Annotated in this window: 7 protein-coding genes, 1 tRNA gene and 1 pseudogene; 7 read left to right on the plus strand and 2 right to left on the minus strand. The window is 71.3% G+C overall.

The window, feature by feature from the left end; all coding sequences use genetic code 11:
* The first annotated feature begins 42 nt into the window (after window positions 1-42).
* The 5 genes from topA (at window position 43) to QF034_RS22635 (ending at window position 9,641) form a co-directional block, all read left to right on the plus strand.
* Window positions 43-2,889 (plus strand): type I DNA topoisomerase, encoded by a 2,847-nt coding sequence (gene topA / locus QF034_RS22615; RefSeq protein ID WP_307176680.1) that lies wholly within the window; start codon window positions 43-45, stop codon window positions 2,887-2,889.
* Between the two features lie 189 nt (window positions 2,890-3,078).
* Window positions 3,079-6,375 (plus strand): dTMP kinase, encoded by a 3,297-nt coding sequence (tmk, locus tag QF034_RS22620; protein WP_307176681.1) that lies wholly within the window; start codon window positions 3,079-3,081, stop codon window positions 6,373-6,375.
* A 109-nt stretch (window positions 6,376-6,484) separates the two neighbouring features.
* On the plus strand, window positions 6,485-7,690 hold the full coding sequence (locus QF034_RS22625; protein WP_307176682.1) for a DNA polymerase III subunit delta': 1,206 nt from the start codon (window positions 6,485-6,487) through the stop codon (window positions 7,688-7,690).
* 144 nt (window positions 7,691-7,834) lie between these two features.
* Window positions 7,835-9,457, plus strand: coding sequence for an alpha/beta hydrolase (locus QF034_RS22630; RefSeq protein WP_307176683.1), 1,623 nt, complete (start codon window positions 7,835-7,837; stop codon window positions 9,455-9,457).
* A 107-nt stretch (window positions 9,458-9,564) separates the two neighbouring features.
* Window positions 9,565-9,641, plus strand: a tRNA-Thr gene (locus QF034_RS22635).
* 164 nt (window positions 9,642-9,805) lie between these two features.
* Here QF034_RS22635 and QF034_RS41800 read toward each other — a convergent pair.
* Together QF034_RS41800 and QF034_RS22640 are read right to left on the minus strand one after the other, a co-directional pair.
* Window positions 9,806-9,952: pseudogene (locus tag QF034_RS41800) on the minus strand (tyrosine-type recombinase/integrase); the annotation flags it as partial.
* A 447-nt stretch (window positions 9,953-10,399) separates the two neighbouring features.
* Window positions 10,400-10,831, minus strand: a complete 432-nt coding sequence (locus QF034_RS22640; protein WP_307176684.1) for a peptidoglycan-binding protein — start codon at window positions 10,829-10,831, stop codon at window positions 10,400-10,402.
* Window positions 10,832-11,355: 524 nt separating this feature from the next.
* Here QF034_RS22640 and QF034_RS22645 point away from each other — a divergent pair.
* Window positions 11,356-12,135, plus strand: coding sequence for an alpha/beta fold hydrolase (locus QF034_RS22645; protein ID WP_307176685.1), 780 nt, complete (start codon window positions 11,356-11,358; stop codon window positions 12,133-12,135).
* Between the two features lie 175 nt (window positions 12,136-12,310).
* Window positions 12,311-13,939 (plus strand): PucR family transcriptional regulator, encoded by a 1,629-nt coding sequence (locus QF034_RS22650; RefSeq protein ID WP_307179953.1) that lies wholly within the window; start codon window positions 12,311-12,313, stop codon window positions 13,937-13,939.
* The last annotated feature ends 267 nt before the right edge of the window (window positions 13,940-14,206 follow it).

Raw genomic sequence — 14,206 nt, forward strand, 5'->3', positions numbered from 1 at the left:
ACCCTGGGGAGGCCCCAGCGTCGACCGGAGAGAAGAGCGAAGTTGTCCCCGACCAGCGAGACCGCACAGGGCGGCCGCCGACTCGTCATCGTCGAGTCGCCTGCCAAGGCGAAGACGATCAAGGGCTACCTGGGCCCCGGCTACGTAGTCGAGGCGAGCGTCGGGCACATCCGCGACCTTCCCAACGGCGCTGCCGAGGTGCCCGAGAAGTACACCGGCGAGGTCCGCCGCCTCGGTGTGGACGTCGAACACGACTTCCAGCCGATCTATGTGGTCAACGCCGATAAGAAGGCACAGGTCAAGAAGCTCAAGGACCTGCTGAAGGACTCCGACGAGCTCTTCCTCGCCACCGATGAGGACCGCGAGGGCGAGGCCATCGCCTGGCACCTCCAGGAGGTGCTCAAGCCCAAGGTCCCGGTCAAGCGGATGGTCTTCCACGAGATCACCAAGGCCGCGATCCAGGCCGCCGTGGCCAACCCGCGCGAGCTCAACCAGAAGCTCGTCGACGCCCAGGAGACCCGCCGCATCCTCGACCGTCTCTACGGTTATGAGGTCTCGCCGGTCCTGTGGAAGAAGGTCATGCCGCGGCTGTCCGCGGGCCGTGTCCAGTCGGTCGCCACACGACTCGTGGTGGAGCGGGAACGCGAGCGCATCGCCTTTCGTTCGGCTGAGTACTGGGACCTGACGGGCACCTTCGCGACCGGCCGCGCGGGAGACCAGTCGGACCCGTCGTCGCTGGTCGCGCGCCTGCAGACCGTCGACGGCAGGCGGGTGGCGCAGGGCCGCGACTTCGACTCCCTGGGACAACTGAAGAGCGCGAACACTCTCCACCTCGACGAGGCGAACGCCCGCGCCCTGGCCGCCGCCCTGGAGAACACGAGCTTCGCGGTCCGGTCCGTCGAGTCCAAGCCGTACCGCCGCTCGCCGTACGCCCCGTTCCGTACGACGACGCTGCAGCAGGAGGCCAGCCGCAAACTCGGCTTCGGCGCGAAGGCGACGATGCAGATCGCCCAGAAGCTGTACGAGAACGGCTACATCACGTACATGCGTACGGACTCCACGACCCTGAGCGACACGGCGGTCGCCGCCGCCCGTGCCCAGGTCACGCAGCTGTACGGCGCCGACTACCTGCCGCCGCAGCCGAGGACGTACGCCGGGAAGGTCAAGAACGCGCAGGAGGCCCACGAGGCGATCCGCCCCTCGGGTGATCGTTTCCGCACTCCCGCCGAGACCGGACTGACCGGCGACCAGTTCAAGCTCTACGAACTGATCTGGAAGCGGACCGTCGCCTCCCAGATGAAGGACGCGACCGGCAACAGCGTCACGGTGAAGATCGGCGGCACGGCGGCCGACGGCCGGGACGTCGAGTTCAGCGCGTCCGGCAAGACGATCACCTTCCACGGCTTCCTCAAGGCGTACGTCGAGGGCGCCGACGACCCGAACGCCGAGCTCGACGACCGCGAGCGCCGCCTGCCCCAGGTCTCCGAGGGCGACGCCCTGAGCGCCGAGGAGATCACGGTCGACGGGCACGCCACCAAGCCCCCGGCCCGCTACACCGAGGCCTCCCTGGTCAAGGAGCTGGAAGAGCGCGAGATCGGCCGCCCGTCGACGTACGCGTCGATCATCGGCACGATCCTGGACCGCGGTTACGTGTTCAAGAAGGGCACGGCGCTCGTCCCGTCCTTCCTGTCCTTCGCCGTGGTCAACCTCCTGGAGAAGCACTTCGGGCGGCTCGTCGACTACGACTTCACCGCCAAGATGGAGGACGACCTCGACCGCATCGCCCGCGGTGAGGCGCAGTCCGTGCCGTGGCTGAAGCGGTTCTACTTCGGTGAGGGCACAGGCGGGGGCGGTGCCGCCGACGCCGGCAACGGCGACGGGGACCACCTCGGCGGCCTCAAGGAACTGGTGACCGACCTGGGCGCGATCGACGCGCGCGAGGTGTCGTCGTTCCCGGTGGGCAACGACATCGTGCTGCGGGTCGGCCGCTACGGGCCGTACATCGAGCGCGGCGAGAAGGACACCGAGCAGCACCAGCGCGCCGACATCCCGGACGACCTGGCGCCGGACGAGCTGACCGTCGACCTCGCGGAGGAGCTGCTCGCCAAGCCGAGCGGCGACTACGAACTGGGCACGGACCCGGCCACCGGCCACACGATCGTCGCCAAGGACGGCCGCTACGGCCCGTATGTGACGGAGATCCTCCCCGAGGGCACCCCGAAGACGGGCAAGAACGCGGTCAAGCCGCGCACGGCGTCCCTGTTCAAGACGATGTCCCTGGACACGGTGACCCTCGACGACGCCCTGAAGCTGATGTCGCTGCCGCGTGTCGTCGGCACCGACGCCGAGGGCCAGGAGATCACCGCGCAGAACGGCCGCTACGGCCCGTATCTGAAGAAGGGCACGGACTCGCGCTCGCTCCAGGCCGAGGAGCAGCTCTTCACGATCACGCTGGAGGAGGCGCTGGCGATCTACGCCCAGCCGAAGCAGCGTGGCCGGGCGGCCGCCAAGCCGCCGCTGAAGGAGCTGGGCACCGACCCGGTGAGCGAGAAGCCGGTCGTCGTCAAGGACGGCCGCTTCGGGCCGTACGTCACCGACGGCGAGACCAACGCGACCCTGCGCTCCGGCGACAGCGTCGAGACGATCACCCCGGAGCGCGGCTTCGAGCTGCTCGCCGAGAAGCGCGCGAAGGCGCCGGCGAAGAAGACCGCGAAGAAGGCGGCCAAGAAGGCTCCGGCGAAGAAGACGACGACGGCCAAGAAGACCGCGGCGAAGAAGACCACGACCGCGAAGAAGACGACGGCCAAGAAGACGACGGCGAAGAAGGCCACCACCGCGAAGAAGACGGCCGCCAAGACGGCGACCGTCTCGGAGCCGGCGGAGGACTGAGGCTCGTTCGGGGCCCGTTCGGAATTCGCGCGGGATCCGCGCGGGCCCCGTTCGGTATCCGGACTGCCAAGGTCCGGATCTTCGCCCCGGGTTCGGAAAGCGAACGCCCCGACAACACTTCGGTGTCGGGGCGTGCGCATGCCAGGCCGGGCATCCCGGGGTGTCGGTGGCTCCCGATAGGCTGAACGCATGACGCGAGCTGAGCATCCAACGGCCTCTCAGCCGGCCCCTGACGACGCCCTTGTCGCGGACTCCCGCGAGCGTGCCGTCCGCGCCCTGCTGCGCCGTCCGCAGTTGAAGCGGTTGTGGAGCGCGCAGCTCGTGGGCGGCGTGGGCGACACCCTCGCCCTTCTCGTGCTGGTCGTCCTCGCCCTCCAAGCGGCCGTCGCCGAAGGCTCGTTCGGGGGCGGCTACCGCGGCGTGGCGTTCGCAGTGGCGACCGTTTTCGGGGTGCGCATCCTCGCGACGCTCCTGTTCGGCGCCGTTCTGCTCGGCCCGCTCACCGCGCTCACCTCCCAGGACGGTCCGCTGGACCGCCGCTGGACCATGGTGGGCGCGGACGGGCTGCGCGCGGCGCTGCTCATCGTCGCGCCCCTGTGGATCGACTGGACGCCGGAGAACGCCCTGGCCGTCCTCCTCGTCACGGCCTTCGTGACCGGAGTCGCCGAGCGGTTCTGGACGGTGTGCCGCGAGAGCGCGGCCCCCGCGCTGCTGCCGCCCCCGCCGCCGGAAGGCGCGACCGTCCGGCCACTGCCGGACCACATGGACGCCCTGCGCCGCCTGTCGCTGCGCACCGGCTTCGTCGCGATCCCGCTCGCGGCCGTCGCGCTCGTCGTCGCGTCCCTGTTCAACAACCTGCTGGGCGCCGGCATCGACTGGTTCGGCCAGCACCAGGCGGCCCTCGCCTCCTACGTGGCGGCAGGGCTGTTCGCCGCCTCCCTGTCCGTGCTGACCTTCCTGGAGCTGCCCGCCACGCGCACCCCGCGCGCGCGGTCGCCGCTCGAGGGACTGCGCCGCCCGAAGACCACCGCCGGGTCCGACAAGGGACGCACCGGTGTGATGCCACTGCTCGTGCTGGCCTGCGCGGCCGTCGCCGCCGCGGTGTCCGCCGCCGTCGCCGTGGCCGGGCTGCACGCCAAGGACCTGGGCGGCGGCCCGGTGCTGTACGGGCTGTTCGTGGGTGCGCTGACCGGCGGTGTCGTCGTCGGCATCCGTACGGCGCCCTCGCTGCTGCCCGCCCTGTCGCGCCGCCGGCTGCTCGCGCTGGCCATCGCCTTCACCGGTGTCGCGCTGCTGGCCGCCGGGCTCGTCCCGGACGTCACCAGCGTGCTGCTGATCCTCGTGCTGGCCGGCGTCGGCGCGGGCATGTCGGCCAACACCGGGCACATCCTGCTCGACCAGGAGACCGAGGAGTACCGGCGGTCCCGTACGACGGAGCACCTGCACGCGGTCGTCCGCGTCTGTGTGGCGCTCGGTGCGGTGATCGCGCCGGTGGTGGCGGCGGGGATCGGGCCGCACCGGCTGGAAAGCGGCAAGTTCGTCTTCGCGCACGGCGGCGCGGCCTTCACGCTGATGCTGGCCGGCGCCCTGCTGCTGCCGGTGGCCGCGCTGGTGCTGGCCAAGGTCGACGACCGTTCCGGAGTCCCGCTGCGCCAGGACCTGCGCGACGCGCTGCTGCGCGGCGACGACCCGGAGCAGGCCCCCGCCGCCTCCGGTTTCTTCATCGCCCTGGAGGGCGGTGACGGGGCCGGGAAGTCCACGCAGGCCGAGGCGCTCGCCGAGTGGATCCGCGGCAAGGGCCACGAGGTCGTGCTGACGCGCGAGCCCGGGGCGACGCCGGTGGGCAAGCGGCTGAGGTCGATCCTGCTGGACGTGTCGAGCGAGGGCCTGTCGCACCGCGCGGAGGCGCTGCTGTACGCGGCCGACCGGGCCGAGCACATCGACACCGTCGTACGGCCCGCCCTGGAGCGCGGCGCGGTCGTCATCTCCGACCGGTACATCGACTCGTCCGTGGCCTACCAGGGGGCGGGCCGTGACCTGTCGCCGACCGAGATCGCCCGGATCAACCGCTGGGCCACGAACGGACTGGTGCCGCATCTGACCGTCCTGCTGGACGTCGCGCCGGAGACCGCGCGCGAGCGGTTCACCGAGGCGCCGGACCGGCTGGAGTCGGAGCCGGCCGAGTTCCACGCGCGCGTGCGGGCCGGTTTCCTGACCCTGGCCGCGGCCGACGCCGGGCGGTATCTGGTGGTGGACGCCGGCCAGGAGCCCGAGGCCGTCACGACCGTCATCCGGCACCGGCTCGACCAGGTGCTGCCGCTGTCCGAGGCCGAGATCAAGGCCCAGGAGGAGGCTAGGAAGAAGGCCGAGGAGGAGGCCCGCCGGAAGGCCGAGGAAGAGGCGGCCCGCAAGGCGGAGGAGGAGCGCCTGGAGCGTGAGCGCCAGGAGCAGCTCGCCCGGCTGCGCGCCGAGGAGGAGGAGCGCAAGCGGCGCGAGCTGGAGGAGGCGCAGCGCCGCGAGGCCGAACGGCAGGCGGAGGAGGCCCGGCGGCGGGCCGAGGAAGCGCGCAAGAAGGCCGAGGAGGAGCGGGCGAGGCTCCTCGCGGAGGAGAAGGCCCGCGCCGAGGAGGAGGCCCGGCGCAAGGCCGAGGAGGAGCGGCGCCGCCGGCAGGCCGAGGAAGAGGCCCGGCTGCGTGCCGAGGCCGACGCACTCCGCCTGGAGAAGCAGCGCAAGGCCGAGGAGGCCCTGCTGCGGGCCGAGGAGGCCCGGCGCCTGGCGGAAGCGGCGGCCGCTGCCGCGGAGGCGGGGCCGAAGAGCGCTGCCCCCCGAGGTGCCTCCGGTTCGACGGCCGGTCAGGACGCGGCGACGGTGCCCACGCCCGTGGTGACACCCGAGAACGCCCCGGGCGGCTCAGCGGACGAGACGACCGTGCTGCGCCGGGTGCGGGACGAGGAGCAGGGCCGGGGCCGGACGTCCGGTGGGTCCGACGCCGAGGTGACGGCCGAGCTGCCCAAGCCGCCGGTTCCGCCGGGGGCGGGTGAGGAGACGGAGGTACTGCCGCCGGTTCGCCCCGACTCCGGGTCCGGCTCCGGGTCCGGTTCCGGCTTCGGGGACGAGACCGAGGTGCTGCCCCAGGTGCCCTCCGGAGCGGGCGACGAGACGGCTGTGCTGCCTCCGGTCCGGCCGGGGGACGCCGAAGAGACGGCCGTGCTGCCGCCCGTACGCGGGGACGAACCGGCGGACCGGGTTCCGCCCGGGTACTTCCGGGAGGACGCCCCGGCCGCCCGGCCCGACGGGACCGAGGACCGCACGCGGGAGATGCCCCAGCTCGACGCCGAGGGCCGGCCCCGCCGGCGGTCCGACTGGGCCGAGGAGACGCCGCTGGACGACCTGCCCTCGCTGGCGGACGAGCTGCTCGGACCGCACGACGAGGACGAGCCGGACGAGGGCCGGGGGCGCCGGGGCAAGGGCGGCCGGGGCCGCTGAGGTCTCCGGCGGTCTGCCAGGGGGCGTTGTCAGTGGTCACCCCCACAATGGATCTCGCACCGTAGAAGGTGACGAAACCGTGGAACGTGACGAAAGGGCGGCGTGACCCATGACCGTGTGGGACGACCTCGTCGGGCAGGAGAGGGTGAGCGCGCAGCTGGACGCCGCCGCCCGGGACGCCGACGCCCTGGTCACCGCGGCCGGGACCGACGTCCCCCCGCCCGAGGCGTCGAAGATGACGCACGCGTGGCTGTTCACGGGCCCGCCCGGGGCCGGGCGGAACCAGGCGGCGCGGGCGTTCGCGGCGGCCCTGCAGTGCGTCAGCCCGGACCGGGCCCTCGGCGGCTCCCCGGGCTGCGGCTTCTGCGACGGATGTCACACGGCCCTGATCGGCACGCACGCCGACGTCACCACGGTCGCCGCGGTCGGCACGCAGATCCTCGCCGACGACATGCGCGACACGGTCCGCAAGTCGTTCACGTCACCGGCGAACGGCCGCTGGCAGGTCATCCTCGTCGAGGACGCCGAGCGGCTGAACGAGAAGTCGGCCAACGCCGTCCTCAAGGCCGTGGAGGAACCCGCCCCGCGCACGGTCTGGCTGCTGTGCGCCCCCTCCATCGAGGACGTCCTGCCGACCATCCGCTCCCGCTGCCGCCACCTGAACCTGAGCACGCCGTCGGTCGACGCCGTCGCCGACATGCTGGTACGCCGCGAGGGCATCGAGCCCGGCGTCGCCGCCGCGGCGGCCCGGGCGACCCAGGGTCATGTCGACCGGGCCCGTCGCCTGGCCACCGACCCGGCCGCGCGCGAGCGCCGTGCCGCCGTGCTGAGGCTGCCGCTGCGGGTGGAGGACATCGGCGGGGCGCTCAAGGCCGCCCAGGAGCTCGTGGACGCGGCCGCCGAGGACGCCAAGCAACTCGCGGAAGAGACGGACGCCAAGGAGACCGAGGAGCTGAGGGCCGCCCTCGGCGCGTCCCAGGGCGGCCGCATGCCGCGCGGCACGGCGGGTGTGATCAAGGACCTGGAGGACAAGCAGAAGCGCCGCAGAACGCGCACGCAGCGCGACAGCCTCGACCTCGCCCTGACCGACCTCACGGCCTTCTACCGCGACGTCCTCGCCCTCCAGCTCGGTTCCCGCGTGGCCATCGCCAACGCGGACGCCGAGGACGCCCTGGAGCGCCTGGCCCGCGGCAGCTCCCCGGAGTCCACGCTCCGCCGCATCGAGGCGATCGCCGCCTGCCGAGACGCCCTCGACCGCAATGTGGCACCCCTGCTCGCGGTGGAGGCCATGACGATGGCGCTCAGAGCGGGCTGACCCTGCAGAGCGGCACGACAGGGCACCGGCTCGCTACCGCCCGGCACCGCACATGAGGGGAAAGCGGAGTTGACGGCGTAACTCGTACGAGGCACGACACGCACGCAGGGCATCCATTCCATCGCTCAGAGTTACGATCGCTGGATGGACACAAGGCGCACTCCCCGCTCCGGCGACCGCTCCGGCGGCCTGCACCGCCGGACCCGCAGCGGAGCCAGGACCGCGGCCGGCCTCCTCGCCACGGCCGCGGTGCTCGTCTCCGCCTGCTCCTCCGGGAGCTCGACGACGTCCGCCACGGCCGCGGCGGAGGAGGCGGCACTGGTCGCGCTGCCGCGGTCCACCCCCGCGGCGCTCACGTCGTACTACGCCCAGAAGCCGGCCTGGCGCGGCTGCGGCGTCCCGGGCTTCGAGTGCGCCACGATCAAGGCACCGCTCGACTACGCCGAGCCCGCCGCCGGAGACGTCCGGCTCGCCGTCGCCCGCAAGAAGGCCATGGGCCCGGGGAAGCGGCTGGGCTCGCTGCTGGTGAACCCCGGCGGGCCGGGCGGCTCGGCGATCGGCTACGTCCAGGCGTACGCCGGCATCGGCTACCCGGCCGAGATCCGGGCCCGCTACGACATGGTGGCGGTCGACCCGCGCGGCGTGGCCCGCAGCGAGCCCGTCACCTGTCTGGACGGGCCGGGGATGGACAGGTACACGCAGACGGACAGTACGCCCGACGACGCCAGGGAGACCGACGGGCTGGTCACGGCGTACCGGACGTTCGCCGAGGGCTGCGGCGCGGACTCGCCCCGGCTGCTGCGCCATGTGTCCACCGTGGAGGCGGCCCGGGACATGGACATCGTGCGGGCGGTGCTCGGCGACGAGAAACTGAACTACGTCGGTGCCTCCTACGGGACGTTCCTCGGCGCGACGTACGCCGGGCTCTTCCCGGACCGGGCGGGCCGGCTGGTGCTGGACGGCGCGATGGACCCGTCGCTGCCCGCGCGGCGGCTCAACCTCGAACAGACGGCGGGCTTCGAGACGGCGTTCCGGTCGTTCGCGCGGGACTGCGTACGGCACGCGGACTGCCCGCTGGGCGGCGCGGGCACCTCGCCCGAGCGGGTCGGCCGGAGTCTCAAGGCGTTCTTCGAGAAGCTGGACGCGCGGCCGGCCGCCACCGGCGCCCGCGACGGCCGCCGCCTCACCGAGTCGCTCGCCACGACGGGCGTGATCGCGGCCATGTACGACGAGGGCGCCTGGCAGCAGTTGCGCGAGGCGCTGACGTCCGCGATGAAGAAGAACGACGGCTCCGGGCTCCTCGCCCTCTCCGACGGCTACTACGAGCGGGACGCCGACGGCGGCTACAGCAACCTGATGTTCGCCAACGCGGCCGTGAACTGCCTCGATCTGCCGCCCGCCTTCGACACCCCCGACGAGGTGCGCAGGGCGCTGCCCAAGTTCGAGAAGGCGTCCCCGGTCTTCGGCGAGGGCCTGGCGTGGGCCTCCCTGAACTGCGCGTACTGGCCCGTGCAGGCCACGGGCGAGCCGCACCGCATCGAGGCGAAGGGCGCCGCCCCGATCGTCGTGGTGGGCACGACGCGCGACCCCGCGACCCCGTACCGCTGGGCGCAGGCCCTGGCCCGTCAGCTCTCCTCGGCCCGCCTGCTCACCTACGAGGGCGACGGCCACACGGCGTACGGCCGCGGCAGCTCCTGCGTCGACCGGACGATCAACGCCTACCTGCTCCGCGGCACCCCTCCCACGGACGGCAAACGCTGCTCATAGGCCTGTGCCGAGCCCCGGAGGGCCCGCCTCCGGGGCTGGTACGGAGCACCCCCGGAAACTGTGTAGACTTACCGTCGTTGCTGATCGCACCATAGTGCGGACAGCGCGCCGCCTTAGCTCAGATGGCCAGAGCAACGCACTCGTAATGCGTAGGTCTCGGGTTCGAATCCCGAAGGCGGCTCCACTGAGAACCCGACCTAGGAACGTTCCTACGTCGGGTTTTCTCGTGCAGCGGATGCGGCGGCGGCGCCGTGAGCGGGCCGCTCGGGTGCCGGCGGTCTCAGTTCTGGTCTCAGTGGGACCAATCTCCAGATGGTGGGTATGTCCACGCCCAGCTCGTCCAGGATCGTCGACGCCCGCTTCTGCGAGCAGTTCCTTGAACTCCTCGTAGTCGGCGCGAGGGTCGAGCGGGCGCCCGTCCGGCCTTGAGAACACGACGTGATCTTCCTGCCACAGCTCCCCGGCGGCGGTTCGCATCTCGTCCTGCGCTGCCTTCGACCAGCAGCGGAACGAAGACGGGCAGGCGGGGCATGATGTCGTAGTTGACCATGGCTTCTGGACCCCGGACGACCGCGACCGGTGGCGAGCCATCGCGACCGACGCCGACGCCACCCCGGTGCTTGTCAGCGGTACCGCACCCGCTTCGTCCCTCCCGAGTCGGATGAACTGCACCTCGCGTACGACGGCGATCCTGCGGCCGTGATCGCAGCACTGGAAGTCGCACGCCACTGATTCAGCGACCAGCAAGACCCCGAACACGCCCAGCACCTGATCAGGTGTGGCGTACGCCAACAGCAGCAAACAAGCGCGACCAGCAAAGCGGAAGTCGCCTCATCGCTCAATAAGGCCGGTCGACTATGAGCCGACCGGCCTTGTTTTGGTTCTTCTCGGGACGTGATCCATCCGGCATTCTTTCGTGTCGGTGAATTCACGCCGTCGCGGTCAGGCGGAAGGCGTGGGAACCTTGAGCCTGTCCCATGTCAGCTTCCCCGGGATACCGTCCGCGTCGGGGCCGCTGAACCCATTCTTTTCCTGAAACTTCTTGTACGAGGCCTGGTCCGCCGGCGACCACTTCGTGTCCGGCTCTGGCGCATGATAGGTGCCACAGCCTTCCTTTTGCAGGCGGCGAGCCATCGCGAGGACGACCTTGTTGTTCGGGTGACGTTGGAACCATCGCTTTCCGGGGAACGGAACGAAGCCGTTTCCTGAATGGGAGATGACCAGACGCTGCCCGACGCGGATCACGTCGGGGTCAGCAATGTTGTTCAGCTGCTGGAGCTTCGCGACCGTGGTCCCGAAAAACTCGGCTATCTCGGAGAGGGTGTCGCCTTCTACGACGTAGTAGATGGCGTCTCGTGTCTGTGTTGTAGTCATGGTTTTAATGCTAATCCTGTTCGCAGCGGCCCGCATCTCAACGCGTAGTGGCGTGAGGCTTCATCCTATTTTTTTGGCGCATCGCCGGACCGCTTTATTTTCGAAATAAAATGCCTCGCGCTACTGTTTCGTGAGGGGCGCTTTTCAGGTCGGCGACCGACCAGTAACGGAAGGTCACGATCGCGTTCTCGCCTTCGGCACATCCGAAGCCAAACATGATCACTCGCTGTATGAGGGCGCCATCGCCTGCGTCGACGTGGAGGTCTGGCCCATGCCTTGATCCCTCGCGAGTCGGTCGGCTTTCCTCGCCGTCGCCCACGCAACGCTGACTGACCTCCAGCCCTGAGACAGGGCCAAGTCGGCAGAAGCGACGCTCTCAGTTGCGGTCTCGGTTGCTCTGTCGTCCGGAGGTGTCCACCGTCGTCCGTTGGAGTCCGACCCCTCTCGTGACCAGCGCTGAGCTCGTGCGAAATTGCAGCGCACCGGACGCCGGTATGCCCTTACCGTGCCGAGGAATGGACGTCATGACGAGTGTGACCAAGACGGGCGACCTGCCCCTCTCCGTGCGCGACTACGGGGGCGGCGGCCAGGACGTACTCCTGCTGCACGGCGGGGGACGGACGGCCGAGGACTGGGACCCCTTCGCCTCCGTGTTGCTGGAGAACGGGCTGCGGCCGGTGGCGATGGACCTCAGGAGCCATGGGGACTCGGGGTCCGCTCCCTGGTCGTGGAGCGCCGCGGCGGACGATGTGTCGGCCGTCGTGGAGGCGCTGGGGCTGTCGAAGCCCATCGTCATCGGTCATTCGCTCGGCGGCATGGTCGCGGCGGTCTGGGCCACGGAGCACCCGGAATGCCGGCTCGCCGTGAACCTGGACGGGCACGGCAACCCCACCCGCCCCGACCAACTGCTCGGCATGGACGAGGTGTCGGCCGACTGGGCCTTCGGCCACCTGGCCGAGGAGCTGGAGGACATGGCCAAGGGCCTGGATGACGAGCTGCGCGAGATCATGCGTGCGATCGACGCCCTCGACCTGTTCGCCACCTATCGCGCGGCCCGGTGCCCCCTCCTCGTGGTCACCGGCGACCTGGGCAGCGAGTACGCGATGCTGTTCCGGGAACCGGCGGGGCAGGCGTGGAGCGCGGGGTTCGCCGGGCTCAAGGAGCAGCTGGCGCGGCTGGACGCCGAGTCGTCGCTGGTCACCACCGCCTCCATGGCCACCGGCCATGATCCGCACCGTGAGGACCCCGAGGGGCTGGTGCTGCTGATCGCCGAGCAGGTGGAGGGCTTCGCCGGCCTGCGGTGATCCGATCAGTCCCTCGTCGCGGGCGGTCGGCAGCCCACGGCGTCGACATGGGCGCCGGGCGCCGGCGGCGGCGGATAGCATCGGAGCTCCGGCATGGCTCCCAGCAGAGGCGACGATCATGGATCCGGCCGCAGTGTCTCCCACCGCAGCGAGCATCGGCCTGCGTCAGTTGCTGATGGTGCTGGGGGATTCGCTGGTGGAGGTGCAGGCCGCGCCCGCCGGGCTGGACGTCGAGATCCGCGGGGTCTCGCTGCTCGACCCCGAGGATCCGCCGACCGCACAGCCGGGCGAGCTGGTTCTCGTGATCGGTGCCCGTGGCCGGGCCGCTTTTCCCGCGCTGCGGGCCGCCGGGCGGGACGGAGCCGCCGCCGTCGTGGTCAAGCTGGACGGGCCGGGCCAGGCCGCGGCGCTCAGCGAGACCGCCGCCGAGGCCGGGGTCGCCCTGCTCTCGCTGCGCAGCGAAGCACGCTGGGAGCAGGTGAACGCGCTGGCCCGGGCCGCCCTCGACGACGCACCGCCGGGCGAGCCCGGCATGGGGACCGAGGAGGGCGACCTGTTCTCGCTCGCCCAGACCACCGCCATCCTCACCAGCGGCATCGTCAGCATCGAGGACACCGCGAACCGGGTGCTGGCCTACTCCCGCACCACCGACTCCGATGAGGCGGACGACCTGCGCCGGCGCTCCATCCTCGGCTGGCAGGGGCCGGAAGGGTATCTGGCGAAGCTGCGCGAATGGGGCGTGTTCCAGCACCTGCACTCCAGCGACGAGGTGATCGGTATCGACAGCCACCCCGAGCTGGGCATCCGCCGCCGGCTCGCGGTGGCCATCCGGTCCGGGGACCGGCAGCTGGGCACGATATGGGTGCAGGAGGGCTCGATTCCGCTGTCCGAACGCTCGCGCCAGGCGCTGCTGGGCGCCGCCCGGGTCGCGGCGCTCCATCTCGTACGCCGTCGCCGGGAACTCTCGGACGACGTGACGCTCACCCGGACCCTGCTGGCCGGACTCCTGGACGGCAGCACCGGACCGCAGCCGCTGGCCACGCACCTGGGATTCGACGCCACCCGCCCGGCCGCCGTGCTGGGTTTCTCGTACGGGACCACAGAGGCGTCTGGGACCAAAGAGGCCTACGGGACCACAGAGGCGTACGAGACCCCGGGAGGCGTCGCCGCACCGGAACTGACCCACTCCGAGGTCACCAACCTGGTCTCCGTGCACATCGCCGCCCGGCACCGCAGCGCCCTGGTCACCCAGGTCGATCCCCGCATCTATGTGCTGCTGCCCCAGCTGCCGCGCGGCATCGACACGGACACGCTGCGCGGCTGGACCCAGGAGATAACCGACGCCGCGCGCCGCCACCTGGGCCTGCCCCTGCGCGGCTCGGTCGGCTGCCTGGTGCCGGGGCTCGGGGAGGTCCCCGAGTCACGCAGGGAGGCCGACCGCATCCTCGACGCCATGGTGAGCGCCGGAGTGACCGTCGCGGTCGCCGCGCTGCCGGACATCCAGGCGGAGGTGCTGGTCAGCGAGATACTGACGCTGCTCTCCGACCGCCCCGAGATACGGGATCCCCGGCTGACCGCCCTGGTCTCGCACGACAGCCGGCACCAGGGCCGGCTCGCCGAGACGCTCCTGACGTACCTCAACTCCTTCGGTGACATACGGGCGGCGGCCGCACAGCTCCATGTGCACCCCAACACGCTGCGGTACCGCCTTCGCCGGGCCGAGCAGCTGACCGGCCTCGATCTCAGCCGTCCCGACCAGCGGCTGCTGGCCATGCTGCAGCTGCGGCTGCCGCCCACCGGCTGACCCGGTTCCGCATTGGCCGGTCGTACAGCCCTCCAGGGCGAGTTTGTTCAGCCTTCACAAACATGTGGCCCCATGGCCCCCCATACGCTTGCGCAAATCCATTTCCGCAAGTGATGCGGCCCACCTCCCACGAGGAGACGGAGCGCACCGCGGACGTGCGGTGACGACCCCGTCACCAGCACGGCGTCCGGACTCCGCGAACCGCACCGTGAACGCTTCCGGGAATCGTCAGTGCCCCGACCGTCCCTCCTGACGCACAGCACGGCA

The organism is Streptomyces africanus (assembly GCF_030816955.1).
Lineage (GTDB): Bacteria > Actinomycetota > Actinomycetes > Streptomycetales > Streptomycetaceae > Streptomyces > Streptomyces africanus.